The sequence below is a fragment of the Streptomyces sp. NPDC031426 genome, from assembly GCF_055581585.1.
Genome location: NZ_JBVIJE010000049.1, coordinates 1 through 26,631 on the forward strand (window position 1 = coordinate 1; position 26,631 = coordinate 26,631).

The window sequence follows — 26,631 nt, forward strand, 5'->3', positions numbered from 1 at the left end:
TCACGGCGAGTTGATCACGAGTCTCCTGTGATATGGCCATAACACATCAACGAGCCAGATCCACGGAAGCAACACCTTGATTCTCTGCGCGCCCTAAGGTACGGCCTATGTCTGATAGATCGATGTCTACGGGCCGCCTATGGGCAGTCCTGCTCGGGGTCGACGCTGTGGTTACTGCGTCGACGATCGTGGTGTGGAGGCAAAGCGGAACACCGTGGACCGAAACCTTGGTCAGTTCGGGTGTGGTTGCTCTTACGGTCCTGATAGCCGGCCCATGGGCGATAAGGCGGACCAGGGCAAGGGTCGAGGAAGCAATGCGGCAACAGCGTTGATCCAGTTCGGTCGCCTCTGAGAGTGCGGTACGTGACGTAATGCCTGCTTCGGTCTTGGGGTTGAGTAAGGGGCCCTGGTCGGCGGGGTGGGTTGATGGTCAGGTGCGGGGCTGAGTGAACAGGCCGGGTTCGGGTTCGATGAGGATGCCCCGTGTGACCAGGCGTTTCAGCTTGCACCGGATGCCTTCGGTGTTCTTCGGGAGTGGCCGGCCTGGTCTCCGACCGCGCCGCCGAGAGGTGATCACCCATCAGCCGAACCGCCAGGCCTTGCACGCTCAGCCCTCAATCGCGCACCACGTCGTAAGGGATCAGCCCGTCTCACCGCGACGCGCCGGCATCTGCTCTCCGCGGTCACGCACGGCACCGTCGTGACCCTCGCCCAGGTCGAGGTCGGCGCGAAGACGAACGAAACCACACACTTCCAACCGCTGCTGGCACCGCTGGACCTGGCCGACACCGTCGTCACCTTCGACGCCCTGCACTCGGTCAAGGCGAACATCTCCTGGCTGGTCGAGACCAAGAAGGCCCACTACATCGCCGTGATCAAGACCAACCAGCCCACCGCCCACGCCCAACTCGCCGCTCTTCCCTGGCAGTCCATCGCCGTCCAGCACACCGCCTCGGGGCCGGACACGGACGCCGCGAGTCCCGCTCGATCAAGACGTGCGGGATCGCCGACGAACTCGGCGGAATCGCCTTTCCCCACGCCCGCCTGGCCATCCGCGTCCACCGCCGCCGCAAGCAGACCGGCCGGCGCGAGACCCGTGAGAGTGTCTACGCCGTCACCAGCCTCGACGCCCACCAAGCCGGACCCGCCGACCTGGCCGCCGCGATCCGCGGGCACTGGGGAGTGGAAAACTCCTCGCACCACATCAGGGACGTCACCTTCGCCGAGGACGCCTCCACCGTCCACGCCGGAACCGCACCACGGGCCATGGCGACCCTCCGCAACCTCGCCATCGGCGTACTGAAAACCCTCGGAGCCGACAACATCGCCAAGACCACCCGGGCGATACTCGACGAGCCCCAGCGAGCACTCCCCATCCTGGGCATCACCAACAACCCGGACACCTACGGAACTTGATCAAGCCCTGACCCTCGCCGGTGATGGTTACAGCTCGCACAGTGACAAGGTCTGTCTGTGGGAACGATGAACGTGCCGTCCTGTCCTGCTTGCGCAGGATGAAGGTATTGGGCAGCCCGAGGTCGCCTTCGGCGGACGTGACGACGGGGTTGTTCTGGTTCAGCGCCATCCAGTTGAGCGATTCGGCGCTGCCTGCGAGGTGGAGGCCGAAGTCGGTGCCCTCGCCGAGACTGGTCGACTCGGTGAAGTAGCACATCGCGTATGCCGAGTCGGCCGCATGCGCGGTACCGGCGCCGAGACTCAGCTCCCGGTCACGGCCAGGGGCTTGGCGGCCGTCGGTCGATATAGCGAATGCGCTTCGGTTAATCGGTCAGACCGTAGGCGTGGCCATGCGCGCGCCAGTCACGTCGCACATCACTGGTGAAGTCTGTGCACTCCGGCCACGCCCGTGGCCTGGATCAGCGCTGGGTGTAGATGAAGCCGATCTTGTCGACCTCGTCACCAGAGCGGCCGTGGAAGCCGGCGATCTGCCAGCCGGAGGGAGCCGTGCGGGTGACGCAGTCGGAGGTCGTGGTGCCGCCGGCCAGGGCGCGTCCCAGGTTGGTGGTGAACCTGGCGTAGAAGATGCGGCTGTGGCCGTCCGTCTGCCCCTGGCACAGGTAGGCGGAGGTGACGTACTCGTCGCTGCCCAATGTGAGGGAGGAGGCGGTGCCCCCGGTGCCGCCGTGGGTCAGGGTGGTGCCGCCGGCCAGGGTCAGGCTCATCTGGTCGACGCGGGCACCGCTGCGCAGGGCGACGGTAGTGGCGTGACCGCCGGCCGGTACGGCGTCGATGTCGTCGAAGTAGTCGCCGTGCGGGCCGCCGAACTGGTCACTGAGCTGGAAGGCGGCGCTGCGCGACCAGGAGAAGCCGACGGTGACCGGGTCGTGGTCGGAGAGCATGAGCCCGTTGTCGGTGAGGAACTTGGTGTGTTCGTTGTTGTAGGCCGTCGCGTTCAGCGAGACGAGCTTGCTGCCGCGGTAGAGGATTTTGTCGACGACCTCGCAGGTGTTGGGCACGGTCGTCCCGGACTGGTCGCACACGAGGGCATCGCTGCCCTTGGCGGGCGGAGTCCCGCCCCGTATCAGCTGGACCCAGGCGTCCGTCAGGCCGTTGGCGGAGGCGAACTCGGCGATGGTGTCACCGGTGCGGGTGTAGCGGGTGTTGGTGTCGCCCATGACCACGACCGCGTTGCCCGCGGAGTGGGTCTTGATGAAGTCGGTGAGCTGGCTGAGGTTGTCCGCACGGGAGGCGAGGTCACCGTCGTTGGTACCGGCGTTGGTGTGCAGGTTGTAGAAGTCGACGTAGACGCCCTCGGTGAGGCGTACGCGCATGAACGTGAAACCCTTGGGGGTCAGGCAGTCGCCCGAGTCGTACTGGCAGGAGCGCCAGTGCACCCGCTCGAAGTCGTCCACGTCGTAGGGGATCTTCGACAGTGTGTTGAGCCCGCTGCCGATGCCCGCGCCGCCGCTGGTGGGGGTGCGGTAGGTGTGCGCGGTGTCGCCGGCGTACAGATAGGAGTGGTAGTTGAAGTCCTCCTCGACGTGGACGATGTCGTAAGGCGCGATCCGCTGACCGATCGCCGTGGTGCTGGACTCGCGAGGCGTCGGCGCGCTGGACAGGCCCTCGGGCAGTCCGGCGACGTTGTAGGTGAGAACGCTGAAGGTGCCCGAATCGGCGGCCACGGCGGAGGGGGCAGCCGCAGTGAGCCCGCCTAGGACGGCGGCTGCCGCCGCCAGGCAGGCGAGGAGTCTGCGCATGGGTGTGTCTCCTGGGGGAAAGCGGTTTCGGTCAGGAACGCCAAAGAAGTTACCGCCGGTTACGCCGAGCTGTCGGCGGTTTGGCTCTTCTTTCCGGAGCAGTCGCCGACCGTGCATGGATGGTTCGGGTCCTGGCCGTGGAGGAGCGGTGGAGCGCTGATCGCGTCCGCGAAGGGGTGTGTGGATGCGGAGTGGCGGCAAGTCAGAGGGGCGCCGACGGAGCGACAGGCCGGGCGGAGCGGGAGCAGCGTGACGGTGTGACGAGCGAACGGCCCCGGCCGGCGCAGGGTTCCCCGTGACACATCTTGGGGATGCGCGCTCGGCCGGTCGTGGCATCGAGTGTTCCACGAGCTCAGCTTCACGACGCCGAGAGTTTGCCTCAGTTCACCGTCGAGTCCCGCTTGGCTCACGCCCTCCACATGCCGAGCCCGGTGGGGTGTACGTGCCCCTCGTCGTCCCTCGGGCCACAGGGGAGCGTGCCGGGTGCGGTATCAGGGCGAGCACTTCTTCACAAGTATTTCGTCGCATTCCCGGGCGTGGAACTGGTAAGGGAACATAGCCCAACGCTCACTTTTCTTCTTGAGCGAGGCGTCAGCCGCCTCCGTACTCACGGATGCAACGCACAAACGAAGTCAGCGGCGAACACAGCCGTTTGACGATCTGTCAGGAAGGGATGTCGACATGTCCTTCGCCAAGATCATGCTGGCCAAGAAGGCCAAGAAGAAGGAGTGCGGCGCTGCCGGCGAGGCCAAGCACCACAAGAAGAAGCACCATCACCGCAAGCACAAGAAGGCCGCTGCCAAGTAGCACGGCGCCGCGGAACAGAATCACACAGGCAGGCGGTGCCGGGGTCTGTTCGTGCAGCACAGGCGCGCGACTGATCCCGGCACGCCGTCGGATCGGGCAGTGCCCAGGAAGCGCCGGCCATGCACACTGCAGCACCCGCCACCGTGCCCGTGGCCGAATCCGGGGCGGGCCCCGCGGCCAGCGCCTCGTCCCGGATCCGGCACGCCCGTATCTCCCCTTTGGCTGCGTTCCGGACGTTCTGGCCGCTGGTCAGCGTCAACCGCGCGGCCATCCTGGCGTCCGCCGTGCTGCTGCTGGTGTCCGCCGGGTGCGACGCGGGCGCGATCGGGATCGTGGGCGTCCTCACCGATGACGCCCTCACTCCCGGCGACCTCACTGCCTTCTGGGAGCCTGCCGCCTTCTGGCTGGGGCTCGCAGTGGCCGGTGCGGTCGCCTCCGCGGCGGGCGGTTATCTCGCCGGATGGACCAGCGAGCACTTTCTGCTCGGCCTGCGCGACCGCGTCTTCCAGCACCTCCAGCGGGTCCCGCCGGACGCCCTGGACCGCTTCGGCACCGGCGACCTGGTCTCCCGGCTGACCGGAGACATCGAGTCCGTCGAGTCACTGGTCGCCTCCGCGCCCGTCGAACTGATCACCTCCGCCGTCGGCGCGGCGGTGTTCGCTGCGGCGGCCTTCTGGACCAGCTGGCAGCTGGCCCTGATCACGCTGGCCGCTGCCCCGTTGATCTGGTTCGGCGCCCGGGTGTTCGGCACTCTGATGCGCTCCGCGACCCGCGCTGAACGTGACAGCAACGGCCGGCTGGCCTCCCTACTGGAGGAGAGCCTGGCCAACATGCCCTTGGTGCAGGCCTACGGTCGGCAGCAGGCCGAGCGCAGCAAGGTGCACCGCGAGGGGCGCAACTGGATGCGCGCCGGCCTGCGGCAGATCCGGCTGTCGTCGGTGTACGGACCGATGGGTGAACTGGTCGAGACGCTCAGCGTGCTGGCCGTGATCGGCGCCGGCGCCTGGCAGATCTCCGAACACCACCTCAGCGTCGGCGGCCTGCTCTCCTTCGCCGCCTTCCTCGGCTATCTCCACCCCAAACTCCAGGAACTTGGCGAGCTCGTCGTCAGCGCCTCCTCCGCCACCGCCGCCTGCGAACGCCTCATCGAGGTGCTGCGTACCGGACCCCTCCCCGACGCCGCGCCCCGCGAGGACGTCCCGCCGCTCGCCGAACCGGTCCGCGGGGCTGTCACCTTCCAGAACGTCGGCTTCTCGTATGCCGGCAGCGGTCACCCCGTGCTGGAGCGGGTGCACCTGGACATCGCACCCGGCCTGCTCGTCGCGGTCACCGGACCCAGCGGCACCGGCAAGTCCACTCTCGGCAAGTTGCTGCTGCGTTTCCACGAGCCGTCTCGGGGCCGCATCCTCCTCGACGGCCGGGACATCGCCGAACTCCCGCTCGACGAGGTGCGCCGCCACATCACCCTACTTCCGCAGGACAGCATGCTCTTCGACGGCACGGTCCGCGACAACATCGCCTACGGCCGCCCCGACGCCACCGAAGCCGACATACTCGCCGCCGCCGACGCGGCGGACGCCCATGACTTCGTCACTGCGCTGCCCCAGGGCTACGACACCCCGGTCGGCAAGCGGGGCAACAGTCTTTCCGGCGGCCAACGCCGCAGGATCGCACTCGCCCGCGCCATGCTCCGCACCGCCCCCGTGCTGATCCTCGACGAACCCACCGCCGGACTCGACGATGCCTCCACCGCCCGCATCATGGCACCGCTTCGCCGCCTCATCGCCGGGCGCACGACCTTTCTCATCACCCACGACCTCCGCCTGACGGCTCAGGCCGACCTCCTCGTCCGTCTCACCGACGGCACCGCAGTCATCACGACCCCGGCCCAGTTGTCGACAACAGGCGTGCAGCCTGAGCACGAGGCTGCTTGAGACTCGACATGAACCCGGTCCATGCCCGCCCGTCCCGCCCGTACCGTGACGGTCTCCGGCCCCCGTGAGGGCTGCTCGCACCCTCCCCTATGGACGGTGGTCGTACACCAGCCCGGGGCGCAGGGCTCCGGACGTGGCGAACAGTTGGGGCACCGTGACCAGGGCATAGCCACGGGACTGGAGGGTGCGGACGATGGTGGGGACCGCCGGTGGGGTGGTCGCGTACCGGTCGTGCAGGACGACGATCGCGCCCCGTCGTACGAGGGTCAGCACCCGGTCCTCGATCAGGTGGGGGTTGTGGTTCTTCCAGTCCTTGGCGCTGACGTTCCACATCACCACCGACAGCCGCGCCGCACCGGCCGCCGACCGCACCTTGTCGTTCAAGGCTCCGAAGGGGGGCCTGAAGAGGGTCGGGCGATGCCCGGTGACAGAGGCGATCTCCGCTGCCGCAGTGTTCAGCTCATACTCGACCCGGGCGAGCGTGAGGCGGGTGAGGCGTGAGTGGGTGACCGTGTGATCGCCGATCGCATCACCGTCGCGCTGCTCCCTGAGGACGACGTTCCGGTACCGCAGAGCCCGTGGTCCGATGAGGAAGAACGTGGCGACGGCATGCCGGCGCTCCAGTGTCCCGAGGATGGGCGCCGTGTATCGGGTCGGCCCGTCGTCGAAGGTCAGGGCGACACACTTGGTGACCCGGCAGTCGACGGCGGGGGCCGATGTTCCGCTGGTGGATCCGGAGGGTCCGGCGGGCGCGCGGGACAGCGCGGCGGCGGTGGGCGGCGAGGCGAGTACGGTCGCGGCCGCGCATGCGGCTGCAGCCGTCACCATGCACCGCCACCCTGTTCTTGCAGGCATGGCCACCTCGATGACAGCACGACGATCGTGTCTTCAGGGTCGCCGGTCCGACCGGATCCGGCATTGCATGATGGATGTGAGAAGCTTCAGAAGCAGCTAAGTTCTGCGTAAATTGCCTGGTGGGAGAGCCGGGCACAGGGTTCCGCCTCATACCGGTTCCTAGCTTTGGCGCCGAGGAGGAGCCGCCATGCGATGGACCATGAACGACCCTCCCGGCCCACCGGCCGAAGTTCCGTGGTCACCGGCGCCAACGGCGAGCTGAGATTCTCCACGGCGCGCGAGCTGGCCTGTGGTCCGCAGAAGACACCCCGACGGGTGCGGGTGCCACTGCTGACGGCACGGTGGGCACTCGCGCGAGGTCACTTGCGGACACGTTCGATCTTCCACCGGGCCCGCTGCTCGCCTTTACGCCGCGCGCACCGTGCTGCGGTGGGGCTCCTTGTCAGCGCGCGTGGAGCCGGACGGGACGCCGTAGTGCGCCGCGATGACACCGCCTACGGTCGCCGCACCACGGATCGGCTTTCGTGCGCGGTCGTCGGCTTTGACCCTGCTGGGGCTCACACGTGATCGGCAGGGGGGCGAACGTGCCTGGTTCCAGCGGACGCCGGCGGGCACGATGCCTCGCTTCTTTCCCTGTCGGACCTGCCTCACCGCTGACGGTGGCGGGTGTACGGCGCGTCATGTGATGAGGGACGCCTGCGCCACGGTGGTGCTGAGCATCGTGGGCTGGGACGCGGCGCGGGCAGTGGAGGCCGGGCGGGTCGGCGTAGGTCATCGGACATGAGTGGGTCGGCCGTCGGGCATGGCGGGCCGGACTTCGACGGCGAGGCTTCGTCGTCGGGCCTGTGGTGGCGGGCGGCGCTACTGGCCGAGTTCGTTGCCCCGGATGGCCTTCCGCCTGCCGGCTGCGACGCTCCCGTGGGTCCGCTCGGTGGGCAGGTACCCGTACCGCCGTCTGAGCTCCCCGTTTGAGCCATCCCGCCACCTGGGCCGATGCCCGGCGCAGGCAGGGGTCCCACGGTGGCAGAGGGCGGCGGGGGGACGGGGGAATCGGATCACCACCGTGCGTCGACGTGCCGCTCGCCGCCGCAGTGCAGCCAGGCAAGGCGTCCCCCGGATGATGCCTGCTCCGGGGAGCCGCCGGAGGCCGAGGAGACAACGCCCCGATGCGCCCCCGCGAGCCGCGACTGCTCAGGTGCCGCGGATCGCAGCCCCTTCCGGTGCCCGCGGTCTGACCACACGGGGCGGCGTACGTGGCTGACCGGTGCCAGCCATCCAGCCTCGATGCAGTGGTCCAGGTCCCGGCACCAGAGGCCAGGCCGGATTCCCTGCTCCTCGGCGGCCTTCTCGATCGCGGCCGCCTCCCGGTCGCACCGGCCGGCCGTCTCATCCGGCCGGCCGTCTCATCCGTCCGGGCCGAGGCCTGAAGCCGGCCCGATCAGTACGGTCGGGTCGTTCGGTCCAGGCGGACGACGACGATGGCGATGTCGTCGTCGGCGCCGCTGGCGAGGTCGAGGCGGGCGAGGAGGGCGTCGGCGAGGTGTTCCGCCCCGAACTCGGTGCAGGTGGCGAGCATGTCGGTCAGGCGGGTCAGGCCGGCGTCGATGTCCTCACCGCGGCGTTCGATCAGGCCGTCGGTGTAGAGGATGAGGGTGTCGCCCGGGGTGTAGGTCTTGTTGGCCTGGGGGCGGGGGACGTGTTCGGGGCGGGCGCCCAGCGGGGGGTCGGTGGCCTGGTCGAGGAGTTCGCAGGTGCCGTCGGGGTGCAGCAGGACGGGCGGGGGGTGGCCGGCGCTGCTGTAGATGAGCAGGTGGCTGTGGCAGTCGACGAGGACCTGGACGGCGGTGGCGGCCAGTGCCCCCTCGACCGAGCGGGCGTACAGGCCCAGGACCTCCAGGGCTTGGGCGGGGCCGTGCACGGTGCGGGTGGCGGCGCTCAGCGCGCTGCGCAGCCTGCCCATGACGGTGGCGGCCATCAGCCCGTGGCCGACCACGTCGCCGACCGTGACGGTGAAGCGGCCCGCGGGCAGGTCGACCGCGTCGTACCAGTCACCGCACACGTTCAGTGATCCGGTCGCGGGCAGGTAGCGCACGGCGATGTTCGGGTGTCGGGCCAGGTCGGGGGAGTGGAGCATGGCTTCTTGGAGGGCGACGGCGATGCGCCGCTCACGGGCATGGGCCTGCCGCAGTTCCTCGTTCAGCTGTTGCAGCTGCCGGGCCCGGGCGTACAGCTCGGCTTCCATGGCCGCTTCCCGGCCAGGGCGGACCGACGGCAGGTGTGTCGTGCGGCGGGCGCGGACGACGTCGGTCATGTCCTCGGACCGGTGGATGATCCAGGCGACCTTGCCGTCGGGGCCGAGGAGGGGCACGTTGATCGCACTCCACCACCTCTCCTTGAACACCTCGAGGTTGCCGGCGACCGGGATGTCGTACTTCTGCAGCGCCATGTGATCGGTCTGGCCGGAGGACAGGACATGGTGCAGAGAGGCTTTCAGCGTCGCAACCCCGTCGGCCTCCGAGTCGGCTGGGTTGTCCGGGAAGACGTCGAAGAGGTACTGCCCGACCAACTCGACCCGGCTTCGGCCCGTCACCATGCAGAAGGCCGAGTTGGCATCGGCGATCACCAGGTCCGTGCCGAGCACCACGCACGGGCTCGGAAGGGCGGCGAACACCCCTGTGTAGTCGATCTTTGGTGTCACACGCATTCCCTGCCAGTCGCTCGCTGTTTCAATCTACGAAAAGTCCAGCTCCCGCGCTCGTCGAGTCGCTCGTGGGCGGCGGGTGGCAGCGGCGTGCGCTCATCGGGCGTACGCCGTGATCGGGGCCCGCATGGTTGTGTGGTGGGGCTTACGCATGGCGAGGCGGTGCGGGCGGTCCGTTGAGGGCCGGACAGCTTGCGCAGCGCACTGAGGAGGCGGATCGAGGGCGATCGCCCGGCGTCCGGGCGTGCCGACCACGGAGGCACGGAGGCCGTCGACCCGGCCGCGCGTGTCTGCTGGGCCGGCCGCAATCTGCGGCCATGACAGAGATCAAGGCCGCATCCCCCCCGTGCAGCCTTCGAGCTGCTGCTGGCCGGTAACCAGCGGTTCGTCGCGGGTGCCCTGGCGCACCCGAACCAGACGCCATACGCCGCACCGAGGTCGCTCCGTCCCAGCGCCCGTTCGCGGTGCTGTGGGTGCTCCGACTCCCGCCTGGCCGCCGAGATCGCCTTCGATCGCGGTCTGGGCGATCTCTTCGTGGTGCGCACCGCCGACCACATCATGGGACCGGAAGTGATCGGCAGCATCGAGTACGGCGTCGACGTGCTGGACTGCCCCCTGGTAGCGGTCCTCGGCCACGACTCGTGCGGGGCGGTCGGGGCGGCGTGCGCCCCGCTGGAGGACGGCATTGCGCCAGCCGGCTACGTCCGGGACGTCGTCGAGCGAGTCACTCCCAGCGTGCTGGCGGCGAGGGCCGCCGGACGTCTGAGTGCCGGAGAGATCCTCGCGGAGCGCATAAGGCACACCATCGACCTGCTGCTGGACCGCTCCCGCCTCCTGGCCGAACCGGGTCGCCGCCGGGCAGGCCGCTGTGGTGGGCCTGTGCTACAGCCTGGCCGACGGAACCGCACGCCTCGTCGCGGCCCGTGGCCTGGACGTGCCCGTCGCCTCGGCTCTGTAAGGATCAAAGGCAGGGACCTGCGGACCGGGCAGGAGGTGACCCACCGGTGGGTGCATCCGGTGGGCGCCCAAGCAGGCCCACCGAACGGCGTCGGTGCCGGTCACGCAGGGGTCCGGGGCCCTCGTCGCGCCGGAGCCGGTTGGCGATCGCAAGTCCCAGGCCCTCCTCCGCCGGCAGGGATGCGACGCCGGTCATCGAGCCGTGGGCGCCCCAGAACAGGCTGGGGAGCAACGGACGGATGAGTCCCCACTCGGCATCGGACAGTTCTTCGCGGCGTATCACGACTCCGTGATCCACAGCGCCTTGGACGACAGACCCTAGAGGCGTGGCTGGTAGCCGGGGGGCGAGGCGGGGTGTGAGCAGACCCGCCGTACTCGGGCAGAGCCACGCCCAACTCCATTTGCAGGGCGGGGAAGACGGGTTGGCCTGGGGGACTGGTGGGTGGTCTGCCATCTGTAGCCGGGGCAGTCGGCGAGCGCCCGGCGGATCAGCCGCCGGCCGAGGCCCTGGCGGTGGCAGCCGGGGTCGTTCGAGATCTTGTGAATGCTGCCGACGTGACACTCGTCGCACACGACCCATACGAGCCGGCCGACGACATGTCCGTCCCGGTCGAATATCCGCAGGGTGCGGTAGCCGGTCGGATGTGGTGGGGGCCAGTAGAGGAGCCGGACCTCGTTGTGCCAGGTGGTCAGCCGGATCGAACGCCGGCGGCGCGGCGAGGGGCTCTCGGGTGTGGGTGGCGTCACTGGCTCCTCCTCGGTACTGCGCAAGTCGCCACACCGCACGGTTCACGAGTTCGAGTGGATCTTGCGCTCGTGCCGTCCCGGGACCATCCGGGATGGCGCACCCTGGCAGGCCTAACTCCCTTACGGAAGGACTGGCTTGAGTACTGGAAGTGCTTCTGACGAACCCGCCTCCGACAAACCGGCCGAGGAACTCCGGTTCGAGTCCCCTCGCCTCACCGTCCTGCGCCGCCACCCCGCCACCACCTTTGGGATGGCCCGGCGCCTTCCGTACCTCATGCGCCGCGCTCTCGCTCTCGCCTGGAAGATCGACCGGCGCGCCGTCGTCTCCCTGCTGACCTGCCAGGGACTCTCCGCCGGCCTGGAAGCGTTCGGCCTGGTCGCCACCACCAGCACCATCACGGCCCTGGTCGCCTCCGGGCACATTCAGGACCGGCTCACCAGCGCCGCCCCGGCCATCGCCGCCCTCGCCATCGCGGCCGGGGCCCGAGCCCTCCTCGCCATCGCCATCACGAACCTGTCCTGGCGGCTGTCCCCGCGGATCTCCCGCGAGGCCGAGCTGGAGATGCTGAACGCCGCCGTCGCGGCCGAGCTGACCGCCTACGACCAACCGGGCTTCAACGACCGGTGGGACAACGCCGACCGGGGCGCCGAACTCGCCCAGGACTTGATCACCCAGTCCCAGCAGCTCATGGCCTGCGCCGCGTCCATCATTGCCGCAGCCGGAGTCCTGACCGCCCTCCACCCCGTCCTCCTCCCGCTGCTCCTCCTGGCCGTCCTCCCGCAAGGCCTCGCCAGCATGAAAAGCGCCCAGGTCACCTACGAAGCCAGCCGCGCCATGTCGTCCGAACGGCGCATCCTCGCCCTGCTGCGCTGGTACATCGTGGACAAGGAAACCGCCGACCAGGTCCGCGCCGGCACCATGGCCCCCTTCCTCCTCGGCCTGTACCGGAAGATCGGCGCCCGCGTGGACACCATCACCGACCGCGCCATCAACCGAGGAGGCCGCTACCAACTCCTCGGCGCCCTCGCGGGAGGCATCGGATCCCTCATCGTCTGGAGCGCGCTCGCGGCACTCCTGGCGACCGGCCACATGTCCGTAGCCTCCGCCGGAACCGCAGTGTTCGCCCTGCGCACCGTCGGCTCATCCCTGCGAGGCCTCGTCGGCTACGGCACCCAACTCTTCCGCACCGGCCTGTACTTCGACGACTGGGTCGACTTCATCGAGGAAGCCGGCGGCCACCGCATGAACCGCGGAACCCGCTCTCCCGCCTCCCCGAACACCGTCAAGACGGAGAACCTCACCTACATTTATCCAGGCGCCGAGAAGCCCGCCCTTGACGGCGTCACCCTGGAGGTTCGCCGGGGCGAAGTCCTCGCCCTGGTCGGCGAGAACGGATCCGGCAAGACCACCCTGTCCAAGCTCCTGTCCGGCCTGTACCTGCCCACCCGCGGTCGCGTCACCTGGGACGGCCGCGACACCAGCGATTTCGACCCCCACGCCTTGTGGCAGCAGACCGCCGTCGTCCCCCAGGACTTCGCTCACTGGCCCCTCACGGCCCGTGAGAACATCACGCTCGGACAACCCCACGGCAGCGACCAGACCGTCCACCAAGCCGCCGAACGCTCCGGAGCCCACGAAGTGGTCGACGGCCTCCGCAGCGGCCTGGACACCCTGCTCGCGCGTGAATGGTTCGGCGGCGTCGAACTCTCCGGCGGACAGTGGCAGCGCATCGCCATCGCCCGAGCCTTCCACCGTCGAGCCGGACTTCTGGTCATGGACGAACCGACCAGCGCCCTCGACGCCCGCGCCGAACACCGGATCTTCACCGGCCTCCGCGAAGTCGCCGAAGACCGCGCCGTCGTCCTCGTGACACACCGGCTCGCCAACGTGGCCATCGCCGACAAGATCGTTGTCCTGGACCACGGCAGGATCATCCAGACCGGAACCTTCGAAGAACTCACCACTATCCCCGGCCTGTTCCGCGAACTCTGGCTCCTGCAGAACGACCGCGCGATCCCGACTCAGCGGTCCGACGCGGAGAAAGAGCAGCCGGCATGACCTCCAACTGGCTCCCGCCAGCCGATCGCAGGACACTTTGGCGCGAGACACCACCAGGTGGGAGACGAGCAGTCGACCGTGCAGGCGTCCGTTGACGGCGGCGACCGGGACTGTAAATCGTTCGGCGCCGCAAGGGCGAGTCCCTGCTGAAGTCGGTGCGGCAGCTGATCGAGTCGGTCAACGACACTCTGAAGGGGCAGTTGGACCTCGAGCAGCACTGCGGACGCACCTTCGAAGGCGTCGCCGTCCGGGTCGCCCAGCGCATCCTCGCGATGGCCGCCGCGATCTGGCACAACCACAAGACCAACGGCCCCGTCCTACGGTCGCTGACCGCATTCGATCACTGACCGCCACCCAACCGTGCCTCGTACTCAACCGGCGACACGGTCTCGTCGGGCAGGGGTTTTCACGGCCGGCTCGCGTCTGGCCCGGTCCAGCCAGCCACGCCGACACAAGCCTCGTTCCCCTCGGGGTCGGCCAGCACCCAGTTGGACGGCGAGTCGGCATCATTCACCAGACGGCCGCCGGCAGCGAGCGCCGCGGCTATCCGCGCCTCGGCCTGGTCGTACGGCACCCAGACGTCGACATGAACCCGGTTGCGCTGCGGGCGTGGTGCGTCCATGTGCTGGAAGTAGAACGGTGCCCCGCGGCGATGCGGGTCGATCAGGTCCTCACCGCTGTTCGCGCGGTCCTGGTACCCGAGGAGCGCACGCCAGAAGGGCACCACGTCCGGACCGACGAGGGCGTCGACAGTGACCTGAACGGTCTGCGCGGCGGACGGGTCGGCTGGGATGCCCAGCGTGCGCGCCACTGCCGAGATCTGCCGGGCGAGCTCAATGTGCTGCTCGGTAAGCCCGTAGTAGTCGTCCCTAATCGTGATCAGCCGTATGGTCACGCCCTCGTGCCGCAGGTCGACGTCCGGGTGACCGTCCCCCACGCCCGGCAACTCGCTAATCGCCTGCACGAGCCGAGCGCCGACCGTGAACGACCCGGTGCGGTAGTACGCGCACGCCCCCTCGCCCAGCACACGCCAGTCCTCCAGGCCGACGGCCTCGTGGAACTGCTGCGGCCTGATGCGCTCGATCTTGCCCTCTACATAGGTCATGCGCTCAACGTAGCGTGCAGGTCCGACAACTCCCCTCGACCAACCGGCACTTCGGAACTACTCGTCTAGGTGATCGATTCCAGGGGGTTTAGTGGTCGCAGGCGGTCAGTGCGCGCATGACCGGCTGGCCGCGCATGAACCTGGCTTCACTCATCAGGCCCCTTGGAATCGATCATCTAGGCTGGCGCGGTGACTGATGAGCAGGAGCGGGTGCAGCCGTCGGGAGTGTGGGCCACGGCGGTGGGGGTGGCCAGGGTGCGGGCGCTGGAGACCGAGCGGGAGGACGCGCTGTTCCGCGACCCACTGGCACAGGCCTTCGCCACCGCCGGCGGCCTGGGGCCCTCCTCGCCGCCGCTGCCCGGTGACGAGGCCGCGCGACGCCGCCGGCTGGGCGTGGCGTTCTCCATCGTCATCAGGACGAAGTTCCTCGACGACCTGTTGCAGCAGGCCTCCGCGACCGGGGTTCGGCAGGTCGTGCTGCTCGGCGCCGGCATGGACAGCCGGGCCTTCCGGATGGACTGGCCCGAGGGCACCCGGCTGTTCGAGGTCGACACCGCCGTGCCACTGGACTTCAAGGCTTCGGTGCTGCGCCAGGAGCGGGCCGTCGCACGCTGCGAACGGATCACCGTCGCGGTGGATCTGCGTGAGGACTGGCCGGCCGCGCTGGCCGCCGCAGGACACGACCCGGCGGTGCCGACCGTGTGGATCGCCGAAGGACTGCTGATCTATCTGCCCGAGGACGCGGTGGAGCTGCTGCTGGCCCGGATCAGCGCGCAGTCGGCGGCAGGCAGTCGGATGGGGCTGACGTTGGGCTCGCGCGGCGTGATCGAGCGCTTCGGCGTAGACGCCGTGCCGGGATCGGCGGCGTCCATGTGGGTTTCGGAGATGCCCGACGACCCGGTGGGCTGGCTGGCCGGGCACGGCTGGGAGGCCGAGTGTCACACCCTGCGCGAGTGCGCTGCCGCCTACGGCCGCCCGATCAGCACCCCGCCGCAGCGCGAGGAGCGGCCCGGCGGACTGATCTCGGCGGTCCGCCGGTAGAGCGCCTCCCGGTTCCCCAGATGATCGATTCCAAGGGGGCCTGATGAGTGAGGCCGGGTTCATGCGCGGCCAGCCGGTCATGCGCGCACTGACCGCCTACGACCACCAAACCCCTTGGAATCGATCATCCAGAGGCTGACGACGAGTCGCCGGTTCAAACGGCTCCACAGTTGAGTAAACGCCTTGTCTTGGGCTACGAGAGGGCACGCGGATGATCTCAGCTCAAGCCGGGGGGCGCCGCCTTGCCCCGGCCGTTGTCCGGCTCTGCACTGGCCGGGCGAACCGTTTCTTCCACTCCCCGCCGCGGCGACTTCTTCCCCACAGCCATCGCAGCAGCCGCACGAGCCAGCTGCGCTTGCACCTGCTCGAACGCTCGCGACCTTGACCGCTTCCGCTTATGACTTCCGCTCATACACGTTCAACGCCCCACCGCGCGGTCCGTAACCGCAATACCCCCAAATGGAGCACAAACTTAGGCCTTGGGCAGCGTCATGCGACGCCCACCGATGGACGAACCCACCCCGAACCGGGGCCGGGCCCGTGATGATCCGACTGCTTCCCACTGCTCCTGACCGATCGGGGAAAGCCAAGGACTACGGAACCCGCGTTGCGGCCGCCTGGCCCCGCACCGTCCGCGGCCTTTCCCTCGGCGCCTGATCGTGTCCCATTCAGTGCGTTAAGGGTGTGCGCGCCCTGTCAAGAAGGCGGGCCACCACCTCAGCCAGCCGCAGACGGCGAGGAGTGCAGCGGCATCAGGTCCGGGAAATTCTCTTCGGCGGTTACCTCGAACTGGTAGCCGCGGCGTAAAGGGTCATGGGGGGAGGTCCGCTGTCAGAGGCGTGTCACATCCGGACTTACCACTGCGACGCCTGCGGCCTCGTCATCGACCGGGACGACAACGCAGTCCGCAACCTCGCCGCCCTCGCGGCAGCAGCAACTGGTACCGGAGAGGCCGGAGACCAGGACACCGCCAAGGTGTCGAAGCCTCGTGGAGCCGACCAGAAGACCCGCACCACCGGCCCCAGCCGTAAGGCCAGGGCTGGGCGGGCAGGTGGCGCAACCCTGCGGCACCAGCGGCAGACAGAAACGAGAGACCGTACTCAAGCCGAAGCCCTCACGCTTTGGTGACCAGACGGACCTTCCAGGCCGAAATACCCGGAATGCCGAGACCTGACTACGGTCTCGGCAGCGGCACCTACTTCCCCGACCCCGACGGACATCTCACGGAAATCCTCACCCCGGGCGGCGCCGGGTCGTGAGGCCGATGGCGGCCCAGCGGATCATGTCTTCGCCGGTGGCGGGATCGCGTTCGTAGTCGCGGGCGAGGCGGCGATGCGCGGTCGGCCGCGTCAGCCGTCCGTTCCACGATCCGTCTGCAGGGCAGAACTGCGAAGCACTTCTGGTCTGCGGGTTTACGGACGATGCTGACGGTCGTACCCAGGGTCTGAGCGGCCCGGCCCAGTCAACCAGACGTCCGGCAAAATCGGCATCGGCATCGGCATCGGCGAAGACGAATTGGCGGGCCGGCGCGATCAGAGACGTCCCGAGTAGGGCGATCCCGGCGCCCTGCCGGGCCGTAGGCGATCTGCCGTCCGCCGAGGCCCACGCTCCCTTGAATACCGGCAACAAGACCGTTCTCAAGCAGGCTTTAAGGTTGATGACGGCCGCCGTCGAGGCCCCGCGCCGGGGGCCCGACAGCGAGTGACGTTAGGCGGACCGGCTGACGTCGTCGAAGTCGGTGGAGGCTGACAGCTCGGCCCATGCCAGCATCTCGCGCTCGAAGGCGTCGCGTCCGGCCTGGACGAGCCGAAGCGCGTCGGTGCCGAGCAGCAGGCGCGTCGGCGGCTGGTCGGCCGCCACGATGCGCAGCACCGCGGCCGCGGCCTTGTCCGGGTCGCCCGGCTGGTGCCCGCTGCCGTGGATGCGCCGGGCGCGCAGCGGCTCGAACAGCTCGTCGTAGTCGGCGATCACACGGGGTGCGCGGATCATCGAGCGGCCGGCCCAGTCGGTCCGGAAACTGCCCGGCTCGACGGCGGTGACATGGATGCCGAAACCCGCGACCTCCTTGCCGAGTGTTTCGAGGATGCCCTCCACCGCGAACTTGCTGCCGTGGTAGAAGCTGAGGCCTGGCATGGTGATCAGCCCGCCCATCGAGGTGACGGCGATGATGTGGCCCGAACGGCGCTTTCGCATGTGCGGCAGCACGGCCTTGATCACCGCCACGGTTCCGTAGACGTTCACCTCGAACTGACGGCGAAGGTCATCCATCGACGACTCCTCGAAGAGGCCATCATGGCCGTACCCGGCGTTGGCGACGAGTACGGCGACCGGGCCCAGTTCGCGCTCGGTCTCATCCATGACCGTGTCCACCGCGTCATGGTCGGTCACGTCCAGGATGCGGGCGTGCGCGTCCCCGGCGAGCGCCTCAAAGGCCCGTGCGTCGGCGGGCGTGCGCACCGTGCCCACCACCCGGTGGCCCGCGGCCAACGCCGCGCGTGCGAGCGCGCGGCCCAGGCCGGTGCTGACGCCGGTGATCAGGAATGTCTTGGTGTCCGACACAGGAGTTCCCTTCGTGCGATGCGAACAGGGACCGACCGGGGCAGTTGGGCCCCGGTCGGTCTCGACACGTTCCACTTCAGCACCGGAATCGGCTGCTGATCGACTTCCGGGGGGTCCGCTTCGCCCCGGGGACAGCCGGACCGGGGGACTGCCAGTCCCCCTTTCGCGGGCCGTCGGGGCGCTCTTGGGCCCTATCGTGAACGGCATGGACCGCAACACAGCTCTCGGTGAGTTCCTGCGCTCTCGGCGGGCACGGATCACCCCGCGCCAGGCGGGCCTGTCCGACGACGGCGGCCCTCGGCGAGTGCCAGGACTGCGCCGCGAAGAGATCGCGCAACTGGCGGGCGTGAGCGTCGACTACTACGTACGCCTGGAACGCGGACGCCGACTGAACGTCTCCGAGACGGTGCTGGACGCCATCTCCCGCGCGCTACGCCTCGATCCCGTGGAACGCACCCATCTGTTCCAGCTCGCCAAGGCCGCCGCAGGCAGGCCCCGCCGCACGGCGACGCGTCCGCAGCCGGTCCGCCCGGGGCTGCGCGACCTGCTCCGGATCCTCGAGCACACCCCCGCCCTTGTGCTGGGGCGGCGACTGGACGTACTTGCGTCCAACCAGATGGCACGTGCGCTGCTCACCGACTTCGACGCGCTGCCGCCCCGCGAGCGGAACCTGGTGCGGTTCATGTTCTGCGACGAGACCGCCCGCTCGCTGTATACGCACTGGGACACCCATGCCCAGGACATTGTCGCCTCGCTCCGGCTCGACGCCGGACGCCATCCCCACGATCCACTGCTGGCCGAACTCGTCGGCGAACTCTCGATCACGGATGAGGACTTCCGCCGCTGGTGGGCCGACCAGAACGTGTTCCGGCACACGCATGGCAGCAAACACTTCCACCACCCGATCGTCGGCCCGCTCACCCTCAATTACGAGTCACTCACCCTGCCCGCCGACCCGGACCAGCGGTTGAGTGTCTACACCGCCGAGGCAGGCTCCAGCTCCGAAGAGGCGCTTCGGCTACTGGCCGCGTGGATACGGCAGCCCGAGACCTCGCACGGGCAGCACGCAGATCATTAGACGCCCGCCGGTCCGCGAGGAGCGGTCGGCCCTAGTGCTGCGCCCCATGAGCCGGGATGGACGTCATGAAACACCGGCAGATCTCGCGCCCCGCCGCCGGTGTCCCGAAACCCTGGTCGAGGGGGAAGAACCGGGATTGAGAGCAATGCGACCTGCCCATTCGTGCCGGGCAGCAACTCTCAACAGGTAGTCAGAGGTTGAAACTCAAGCTAAGAGGTCGTTTTCACGTGTGATACGCCTACCGGAGCCCTCCAACGTCGCCGTCGGAGGCGGCGCCTGCCCCTGCGGTTCCGCTGCGTGGGCTGCGATCACTACTCCACCGACATCTCCTACCTGCCCGAGCTCGGCGCCTACCTCGACGCTCTGCTGGGGCGGCGGTCGGTGACCGTGGCCGACGACTGGGCCCGCGCCGAGGCCACCCCGTCCGAAGAGGAGATCGCCTGCGTCCGGCGGCTGATCCGTCGCGTCACCGAGGAGGTCGACAAGTTCCCCGACGCCGAACGTACCGAGATCCAGCAGGCCGCCGCCAAGTTCCGAAAGACCCGCCAGGGCTTCCTCGGCATGCCCCGCATCCCCCAGCCCCTGTCCGACCTACGACCGGGGCGACCCGCATGACCCCGACCGACCACGCCGTCCAGGCCATGCTGGAAGGCCGGCGAGCCGACACCGGCCGACGACGCCGGCGCGTGCTTGCCGCCCTGGCCGAGGCCGCGAAGGACGGCTCCGAGGTCAGCGTCGCGGTGATCGCCCGCCGCGCGGGCGTCGACCGCACCGTCCTCTACGCCACCGCGACTTGCTCGGACAGATCCACGCCCAGGCTGCGGAGCCGCCCACGATCCCCGACGGCCCGGGCGCGGCAGCCAGCCGGGCCTCGTTGCAGGCCGACCTGGCGGCAGCCGACGTCCGCACCGCCCGCCTGGCCGCACACATCCGGCGTGTCGAAGCCCGCCTCAGCGAGGTCCTGGACGAGCAGGTCCGGCACGAGTCCGGGACCGGTGGTGGCCGCGATGACGTTGAACAGCTTCAGGCCCGGATCACCACCCGCGAACAGCAGGCCGTCGACCTGGAGCTCATGCTCCAAGACCGTGACGACGACCTTGCCGCCGCCCGCGCCGCCAACCGCCAGCTGATGGCCCCCCTGAACCATCACAGCGACCGATCACCTTGAAATGCGAGTCACCTGGCTCCCGAGGCTTGTCGCGCAGTGGCCGGAGAGCACTACGGGGCCTGACCTCAGCGGGCGATTGCGCCGAGGGCCTCGTTGGTCAAGCCGGAGGGTGTGGCGGCGTTGTCCCGCGCCCCTCGTCACAACGCGGTTGGGCAGGCCTTCACAGGACGATCACCCACTCCTGAACTGCCACTTGCTGGCAACGCGGTCGTTCTTCTCACACCATGCCGTAGAGCCTCGGCGGTCCCCCAGCCATCGCCACTGTCCCTGGTGCTCGCCGCCTCGCCTGCAGGTGATGGTCGCGCGGTAGCTTGCCGGCCCTCGGCCATCACACCAGCCGGAGAACCTGGTGGTGTTCTTCTCCCATACCTTGCACTGGGGCGTCGCAGGAACCGCGGTCTCCGCGTGAGCGGAAGGTGCCACAGTGGCTGCGCCTGCCCCGATCAGCACGGCAGTCATCGCGAACGGGATCATACGAGTGCGTAGTCGCACAGATTTCTCCTTCTCGGCTGGTTCCTGGTGTGACGCCTGGCGTCAGCACGAGCGTGCTGGATGAATGGGCACGTTTCCACCGACGGTGAACAGTTTGAGACGTCTTGGGACGTCCCAGGCTGTGGCCTGCAGAGACGCCGCCAGGGGGGCTGTGATCCCGGGAAATCGTGTGGGAGGTCGACGGGCAGTTCGAGCCGTCTGCTGACGTGTGACCGGAATCGAGCGCCCGAAGGCGGGCGATCAGGCGAACGCGCGACGCGAGTGGCGGAACGCGTAGAGACTGAGTGCAGGTCCTGACTGTGCGGCCGTTCCGTAGCTCGTGGAGGATCCGGGTGCTGGCGAGGAGGCGTGGTGAGATGGAAGGCGCTGCCCAAGTCGCTTGATCCGCACGCTTGGCAGCTTGTGGTGGAGTTGCGGCGGCTGAAGGATCACAGTGGGCTGAGCCTGAAGTCGCTCCAGGCGAAGACGCCGTTCAGCAAGTCGTCGTGGGAGCGGTATCTGAACGGGAAGGCGCTGCCGCCTCAGGCCGCTGTCGAGGCGCTGGCCAGGAGGGCCGGTGCGGATGCCACGCCGTTGCTGGCCTTGCGGGATGCTGCCGAGAGAACCTGGAACGCCGCTGCGGTGACGTCGGTAGAGGGCTGTTCGGCAGCACAGGAACCGGAGATCAGGGTCGCGGCATTGTCCGTCGCCGCCGGTGCGCTGCTGCTTTCCGCGGTTGCCTCAGTCTTGCTGATCACCGATCCCTGGCGCGAGCAAAGTCCTGTGACCGGCGTGGCCGGCGTTGGAAGGTACATGTGCACATACGCCCAGCATGGAGACCAGCTGTTCGCCGGGAACAGCACCACCACGTCCCGCTTGGTCATGCGCAACACGACAGGCCCCGACGCCGCGGAAGTGCAGTGCCTGCTGCTGCGCCACAAGCTGTCACCCGGTGACGTGGACGGGTACTTCGGCGAACGCACGGAGGTGGAGGTCAAACGGTTGCAGCGGCTGGACCACGTACCTGCCGACGGCATAGTCGGCGAGCAGACGTGGGCGCTATTACGTCATGTGGCATAGATGACGATGAGGAAAAGGACCGGGGGATTGGCGCACAACTCTGCGGCTCGCTGGCGAGGGCTTCCTCAAGAATTGCCCGCCGCCTGCGCACGTCTCGTCACCGACATGCGCAACTTGAAGGACGGCAGCGGCTTCACTCTCACCGAACTGGCACAAGCGACAGCCATCAGCAAGTCGTCCTGGGAGCGGTACCTCAACGGCAAGCAGTTCCCGCCCCGGCATGCCGTCCAGGTCCTGTGCAAAGCGTTACATCAGACGGAGGACGAGCTGCTGGCGCAGTGGGGTCTGGCGGATGTGGCCTGGAGTGGGCGCGGGCACACGATGTCTCCCAGCTCTGACCAGGCATCTCCGCCCAGTTCCGGCATCGACACCGCCGTTCTCGGCAGCCCGCCTACTGCACAGCGCGTCGGCCGCGCACGCAGAGTGCTGCTTGCGGCCTCCGCTCTGATTGACGAGCGACCTGTGGGTACAGCGGCCGGGGTTCTCCTGCTGTGTGCGGCCATGGTGACGCCCGCCGCTGTCATCCACGCCTCCCGCCCCACCGCCGCCCAGACAGCCACCCGCCCGCCTGTTTGCCAGTTGAAGTCGTGTGAAGGCCGGAATCCGCGTACGACGGCGTGCGAGGATCCCATCACCACGGCTTCCCGCACGGCAGCCGACGGCACGCGGCTCGAAATCCGGCTCAGCCCGAGCTGCCAGGCCGGCTGGATCCGCGTCTGGCCCACGCACCCTGGCTTTCGCATCGAGGTCACCGGCCCTGACGCGCGGCCCCAGAGCGCCGTTCAAGCAGCACGGCCGACCGACAATGAAGTGACGACGACGACCATGATCGCCGCACCTCGTCCCTCGAACTTACGTGCGTGCTACTACCCTTCCCTCGGGCATCCCGGAAGGGAGTGCTTCAACAGCACCGGCTGACCATGCTGTGATCGGGCACCGTGACGTCGTTTCCAGTGACCAGCCGCCTTGAGGAAATGCGTTGCGGTGAACCTGCGCCAGGCACCGTGCACCACACCTGTTGCACGCGCTACGGCCGTCCCGACCGCTTCTGAGCTGCGTGAACTCGAACTGCACGCTCGCAGTGACCCGGAGAAAGATTTCGACGCAAGTGGTTCCGACATCGAACGTGACTGGGTGGAGCGCACCGACTGCTGGGAGCGGGTGGAGCGGGTGCTGCTGACGGACGGGCGAGTGCGCGAGTACCAACTGTCGCCGGCCGAGGGGAAGACGGACGATCAGCGCCGGCCCGCTGACGCCGTTTCCCGGCGAGTGCGAGTCGTCCTACTGGTCTCGGCTGGCCCTGGCCAACCACACCCCCGCCCGCCGGCCCCGAAGCGCCCACCATGCTGTGACAGCGAACGTCGACCGCTGCGGACCACCGGGCCGTGGCGCAGCCGCATCCGGTGCCGAACCTCCAGGGCCGAACCCCCAGGGCCGTGGCACCGCCCAGGATAGGTGCTGATCGCTGTGGCATGCCCGCGACCTGGGGGTTCAGCGGCCGTGGGTCTTCAGCCGAAGTCCTTTGCGTGGTCGCGGGCCCAGTGCGCGAAGCTGCGGCCGGGCCGACCCAGCACACGCCGCACGGTCGGTGTACACGGCGACCCGCCGGTCGCGGCCAGGGAAAGGAACTGCAGGATCGCGTCGACAGTTGCTGGGTCGGAAACGCGACCGTAGTGCTCGCGGGCCTGATCCGGGGAGAGTTCCTCGATACGCAGATTCCTGCCGATCGCCTGCCCGATCCGTTCCACCTGGCGGCGCTGCGAGATCAGTTCGGGTCCTGTCAGCACGGCCGCGCTCGATGGATCGGTCGCCACCGCATCATCGGCACCGACACCCAGTGCCGTGACCGCGACGGCGGCGACGTCGCGTTCGTGGACCGGCGCCGTGACGGCGTCGGGGTGGACCAGCCGCACTGTGCCACTCGACCTGATCGACTCCGCCCAGCGCAGGCTGTTACTTGCCAGGACCAGGGGCCGCACCGGCGTCCAGGGCAGGCCGGCGGCTGACAGCGCGTCCTCGACCGCACGGTGCTCCTGGGCGATCGCGTTGTGCTCCATGCCCGGCAGCAGAACACTGCCGGAGGAGAGCAGCACGACGCGTTCAAGGCCCGCCTCGGCGGCCACCGCGGCAAAGCCTTCGGCCCTGGCCGGCGGCGCGTAGAGAAACACCCGGCGCACGCCGTCGAGTGCTGGGCGCAGCGTGTCGAGCCGGGTAAGGTCGGCGGTCACGACTTCGGCGGCGGCAGGCAGGTCGGCTCCAGCCCGAGGGTCGCGCACCGAGGCACGAACGGGTTCACCGACAGCGAGCAGCTGGTCGAGGACATGGCGACCGACGCCGCCTCGGGCTCCGATGACCAGAGTGGTCATGATGTGCTTCCTCTCGCAAGATCAGCCCCGGCGAGGGTGAGCACAGGCACGTCGGCGACCCGCGAGACGACCAGGAGCCGGTTACAGCCCGGCTGACGAGCAACGCGGTGCCGCAGGGCGCTCAACCTCGACCGGATGCGTTCCGGTACTCGCGCCTCAGGGCCACCGCAGTGACTGGCGAAGCGTTCCGACGCCGCACTTCGCCTACCAGAACCGTAGCACTGCCCGCGCCGTGAGCATGGCCCCACGGCGACCGAGCGATCAGCACCTGTCCTGTGAGGCGCCAGCGCCCCGGGGGTTCGGCACCGGCCACGGCTGCGCCACGGCCCGGTGGTCTGCAGCAGTCAATTCCCCGTCACAAACCAGCGCTGGTCATGGTTCAGTGGCAACCGGTCAAGGTTCGAGGACACAGGACATCGGCCGCCGCGCCGCCTGACAGACCCACAGCCCGGCGCGAACTTGGGTCCTGGGTCCGGCGTTTTCCCTGGCAGAGGCGTTCCGTCCGCGCACCTGCGTCCACGGTTCAGCAGGGCCTCGGGGGGCTACTGCCGGGTTTCGTCCGTACCGTGCCGGAGCGCCCCGCCCCGGCGCTACCGTGAGGACACACGCCAGCAACTGCCCGGGAGCCTCGGATGAGTCAGCAGCCGGCCCCCGTGCCCGACCGTCAGCCCCTCGATGAGAACGCCGCCGCGTCGCTCCGCGACTAAGCGGCCGACCAGCGCGCGCGGGTCGACGTCCTCGCCTCGGTGTTGGAGGACATCGCTGAGCACGGCTACCCGGCCGCGGAGTCGGGTGTGCTGTGGGAAGCCCGCGACGCCCCCGTTGGCGTGCGGTGACTCCCGTGCCGGGGCGTCGATCTGGTCGGGCCGACGGCAGTTGAATGCGGCCGTGCTGTCGTTGGCCAGGCCGGCGGTGTTGTCACCGCTCCACTCCTCCAGCGCGCGCCCGGCGGATGGGGGAACCCGCTCGAAGAGCGCGGAGAAGACCCGTACGACTCTCTGGGGCGGTGTCGGCGTTGACGACGAGGCCCCCGCGATGTGTCTCGCTGTCGAAGCCATGGTGGTTGATCTCCACGCGGCGAAGCTGGCCGGGCGCGGTCACCGTGCTGGCATCGCGCACCATTCCGGCGTCCTTCGGTGATCCATCATGCCTTGCCCTCGGCGAGGAGGCGCCCCACAGGCCGGCCGTCCACTGCGGCGGTCACCCGGCTGAAGCCGCCCACTACCTACTTCTCCCGCCGAGACTGCTGCGGTTGAGTGACAAGGAGTACGGCTCCCCAAGGATGTCCATGATGGCGAGTTGATTTCTCTTAACTTCTTGGGAGATTCGGATATGTCGCCCAACAGGTGGTCGCCTGCGTCCGCCATCCACGGAGGTCATCGGATGAATCTGCGTCGCTGGGTTGCAGCGCCGCTGGCGGGTGCGGCTATCGCCCTCGTGTCTGCGTCGGCCGGTGTCGCTGCGCAGGCGTCTGCAGGGCACGCGTCCGGCTCCCTGTGGCTCCATAGAGGGGATGGAAACCGTGGTCACCATAATCCCTGGCGTGACTGCTACAGCCAGCGCCGTGTCGTGCTCATCGACAATAACCTGAGGGCCATTCTGACTGATGGCCGACGTGGGCCGGAGGCTGTCGTCCTCCAAGGGCCTTCGGGATCCTCCTCCTTGTCGCCGACGGCACCGTGGGACGATTTTACTGTCTTGACGTATATGGACGTGAATTATCCCACCCAGACCGACTACCAGTATGAATTTGAGATTCGTGACTTCTTTAGGGTGCACCCCCTCTTCGTGGTGAAAGCATTCGACCGCCACGAGCGGGCCTTTCCCTTCCCCGCAGCCCACTGCATCAATGACGAGGACGGCGGTGACCGCGGGGACCGTGCTGCTCCACATGGTGGCACAACTGCTGACGGGAGTGGTTCGTCCGGCTCCTTGTTGCCCCAGAAAGGGGACCCCCGTCAAAACGGCCAGGGCGAGCATGAGACGCTCGCTCCCGCGGGCACTATTCCCCCTGTTCCGCGTGACAGTACGGCTGCAAGCTGGAGCGCCGGCCTGCTGAGTGGGAAGCACATCGTGATCGCGGCCGGCGGTTTGCTGATGGTTCTGGGAATGCCGGCTATGGCCTGGCTCCGCCGACGTCGTTCGGCCTCGTGACACTCGGCCCGAAGTGGGACCAACAGCACCTTAGGTCCCTGACATCACGTCACATCAGGAGCCTGATGTACTGCCACCCGTTGTACCCGTTGACGAGCGGCTGACCTCCGGACAGTCGGCCGGGCCGACCACACCGGGTCGGCGCCGCATCCGCGCAGCTCCGTCCAGCCTCCCACGCGGCCGTCGCAGGCGAAGACGTATTCCTCCGTGGCTGGAATCGCGGCCTGTAGAAGACTCGCTGTGCAGTCTGCCTGGCTGTCACGGTCCGGTGCTGGCCGGCCGACCTCGGTGTGGAGATCGGGGCGAGAGCTGAGCAGGCCTTCTTCCCTCGGCA

19 protein-coding genes and 3 pseudogenes are annotated in these 26,631 nt (G+C 68.6%); 12 read left to right on the plus strand and 10 right to left on the minus strand.

Annotated features, from left to right (window positions below; translation table 11 throughout):
• Positions 1–1,002: 1,002 nt before the first annotated feature.
• On the plus strand, positions 1,003–1,416 hold the full coding sequence (locus tag ACZ5NH_RS43160) for a hypothetical protein (protein WP_468783709.1): 414 nt from the start codon (positions 1,003–1,005) through the stop codon (positions 1,414–1,416).
• A 76-nt stretch (positions 1,417–1,492) separates the two neighbouring features.
• Here the strand turns inward: ACZ5NH_RS43160 and ACZ5NH_RS43165 are convergent.
• Both ACZ5NH_RS43165 and ACZ5NH_RS43170 read right to left on the minus strand, forming a co-directional pair.
• Positions 1,493–1,737 (minus strand): annotated as a pseudogene (locus ACZ5NH_RS43165) (alpha-L-arabinofuranosidase); the annotation flags it as partial.
• A gap of 137 nt (positions 1,738–1,874) precedes the next feature.
• Positions 1,875–3,215 carry a jacalin-like lectin gene (locus ACZ5NH_RS43170; protein ID WP_388631162.1) on the minus strand — a complete coding sequence of 447 codons (1,341 nt, stop codon included), beginning with the start codon at positions 3,213–3,215 and terminating at the stop codon, positions 1,875–1,877.
• Between the two features lie 681 nt (positions 3,216–3,896).
• On the opposite strand from ACZ5NH_RS43170, the gene ACZ5NH_RS43175 reads away from it, so the two are divergent.
• Both ACZ5NH_RS43175 and ACZ5NH_RS43180 read left to right on the plus strand, forming a co-directional pair.
• On the plus strand, positions 3,897–4,022 hold the full coding sequence (locus tag ACZ5NH_RS43175) for a hypothetical protein (RefSeq protein WP_351620475.1): 126 nt from the start codon (positions 3,897–3,899) through the stop codon (positions 4,020–4,022).
• Between the two features lie 119 nt (positions 4,023–4,141).
• Complete coding sequence (locus tag ACZ5NH_RS43180; protein ID WP_468783671.1) at positions 4,142–5,956, plus strand: ABC transporter ATP-binding protein; 1,815 nt, start codon at positions 4,142–4,144, stop codon at positions 5,954–5,956.
• A gap of 87 nt (positions 5,957–6,043) precedes the next feature.
• Here the strand turns inward: ACZ5NH_RS43180 and ACZ5NH_RS43185 are convergent, their stop codons facing one another.
• Complete coding sequence (locus tag ACZ5NH_RS43185; RefSeq protein ID WP_468783673.1) at positions 6,044–6,784, minus strand: polysaccharide deacetylase family protein; 741 nt, start codon at positions 6,782–6,784, stop codon at positions 6,044–6,046.
• A 1,465-nt stretch (positions 6,785–8,249) separates the two neighbouring features.
• Positions 8,250–9,509: a PP2C family protein-serine/threonine phosphatase gene (locus ACZ5NH_RS43190; RefSeq protein WP_468783675.1), complete on the minus strand. Its 1,260-nt coding sequence runs from the start codon at positions 9,507–9,509 to the stop codon at positions 8,250–8,252.
• Between the two features lie 363 nt (positions 9,510–9,872).
• Here ACZ5NH_RS43190 and ACZ5NH_RS43195 point away from each other — a divergent pair.
• A pseudogene (locus ACZ5NH_RS43195) lies at positions 9,873–10,470 on the plus strand (carbonic anhydrase).
• Positions 10,471–10,787: 317 nt separating this feature from the next.
• Here the strand turns inward: ACZ5NH_RS43195 and ACZ5NH_RS43200 are convergent.
• On the minus strand, positions 10,788–11,255 hold the full coding sequence (locus ACZ5NH_RS43200) for a GNAT family N-acetyltransferase (protein ID WP_468783677.1): 468 nt from the start codon (positions 11,253–11,255) through the stop codon (positions 10,788–10,790).
• 97 nt (positions 11,256–11,352) lie between these two features.
• On the opposite strand from ACZ5NH_RS43200, the gene ACZ5NH_RS43205 reads away from it, so the two are divergent.
• On the plus strand, positions 11,353–13,275 hold the full coding sequence (locus tag ACZ5NH_RS43205) for an ABC transporter ATP-binding protein (RefSeq protein WP_468783679.1): 1,923 nt from the start codon (positions 11,353–11,355) through the stop codon (positions 13,273–13,275).
• Between the two features lie 122 nt (positions 13,276–13,397).
• Positions 13,398–13,622, plus strand: a pseudogene (locus ACZ5NH_RS43210) (IS982 family transposase); the annotation flags it as partial.
• 59 nt (positions 13,623–13,681) lie between these two features.
• On the opposite strand, the gene ACZ5NH_RS43215 reads toward ACZ5NH_RS43210, so the two are convergent.
• The gene (locus ACZ5NH_RS43215) at positions 13,682–14,380 is read right to left on the minus strand and encodes a VOC family protein (RefSeq protein ID WP_468783681.1); all 699 of its coding nucleotides are present in this window, start codon (positions 14,378–14,380) and stop codon (positions 13,682–13,684) included.
• Positions 14,381–14,605: 225 nt separating this feature from the next.
• Between ACZ5NH_RS43215 and ACZ5NH_RS43220 the strand changes: the two genes are divergently transcribed.
• Entirely contained in the window at positions 14,606–15,421 is an 816-nt protein-coding gene (locus tag ACZ5NH_RS43220; RefSeq protein WP_468783711.1) for a class I SAM-dependent methyltransferase, read from the plus strand.
• A 1,707-nt stretch (positions 15,422–17,128) separates the two neighbouring features.
• Here ACZ5NH_RS43220 and ACZ5NH_RS43225 read toward each other — a convergent pair.
• Positions 17,129–17,980 (minus strand): oxidoreductase, encoded by an 852-nt coding sequence (locus tag ACZ5NH_RS43225; RefSeq protein ID WP_468783683.1) that lies wholly within the window; start codon positions 17,978–17,980, stop codon positions 17,129–17,131.
• A gap of 205 nt (positions 17,981–18,185) precedes the next feature.
• On the opposite strand from ACZ5NH_RS43225, the gene ACZ5NH_RS43230 reads away from it, so the two are divergent.
• Positions 18,186–19,058: a helix-turn-helix transcriptional regulator gene (locus ACZ5NH_RS43230; protein WP_468783685.1), complete on the plus strand. Its 873-nt coding sequence runs from the start codon at positions 18,186–18,188 to the stop codon at positions 19,056–19,058.
• Between the two features lie 297 nt (positions 19,059–19,355).
• The gene (locus ACZ5NH_RS43235) at positions 19,356–19,673 is read left to right on the plus strand and encodes a transposase (protein WP_468783687.1); all 318 of its coding nucleotides are present in this window, start codon (positions 19,356–19,358) and stop codon (positions 19,671–19,673) included.
• A 163-nt stretch (positions 19,674–19,836) separates the two neighbouring features.
• On the opposite strand, the gene ACZ5NH_RS43240 is transcribed toward ACZ5NH_RS43235, so the two are convergent.
• Positions 19,837–20,208 (minus strand): hypothetical protein, encoded by a 372-nt coding sequence (locus ACZ5NH_RS43240; protein ID WP_468783689.1) that lies wholly within the window; start codon positions 20,206–20,208, stop codon positions 19,837–19,839.
• Positions 20,209–21,069: 861 nt separating this feature from the next.
• Between ACZ5NH_RS43240 and ACZ5NH_RS43245 the strand changes: the two genes are divergently transcribed.
• Both ACZ5NH_RS43245 and ACZ5NH_RS43250 read left to right on the plus strand, forming a co-directional pair.
• Positions 21,070–21,777, plus strand: coding sequence for a helix-turn-helix domain-containing protein (locus tag ACZ5NH_RS43245; protein WP_468783691.1), 708 nt, complete (start codon positions 21,070–21,072; stop codon positions 21,775–21,777).
• A gap of 105 nt (positions 21,778–21,882) precedes the next feature.
• Positions 21,883–22,695 (plus strand): DUF2690 domain-containing protein, encoded by an 813-nt coding sequence (locus ACZ5NH_RS43250; protein WP_468783693.1) that lies wholly within the window; start codon positions 21,883–21,885, stop codon positions 22,693–22,695.
• A gap of 590 nt (positions 22,696–23,285) precedes the next feature.
• Here the strand turns inward: ACZ5NH_RS43250 and ACZ5NH_RS43255 are convergent.
• Together ACZ5NH_RS43255 and ACZ5NH_RS43260 are read right to left on the minus strand one after the other, a co-directional pair.
• Entirely contained in the window at positions 23,286–24,143 is an 858-nt protein-coding gene (locus ACZ5NH_RS43255; protein WP_468783695.1) for an NAD(P)H-binding protein, read from the minus strand.
• A gap of 590 nt (positions 24,144–24,733) precedes the next feature.
• Positions 24,734–25,201 (minus strand): hypothetical protein, encoded by a 468-nt coding sequence (locus tag ACZ5NH_RS43260; RefSeq protein ID WP_468783697.1) that lies wholly within the window; start codon positions 25,199–25,201, stop codon positions 24,734–24,736.
• A gap of 640 nt (positions 25,202–25,841) precedes the next feature.
• Here ACZ5NH_RS43260 and ACZ5NH_RS43265 point away from each other — a divergent pair.
• On the plus strand, positions 25,842–26,297 hold the full coding sequence (locus ACZ5NH_RS43265; protein WP_468783699.1) for a hypothetical protein: 456 nt from the start codon (positions 25,842–25,844) through the stop codon (positions 26,295–26,297).
• Positions 26,298–26,631 lie beyond the last annotated feature (334 nt).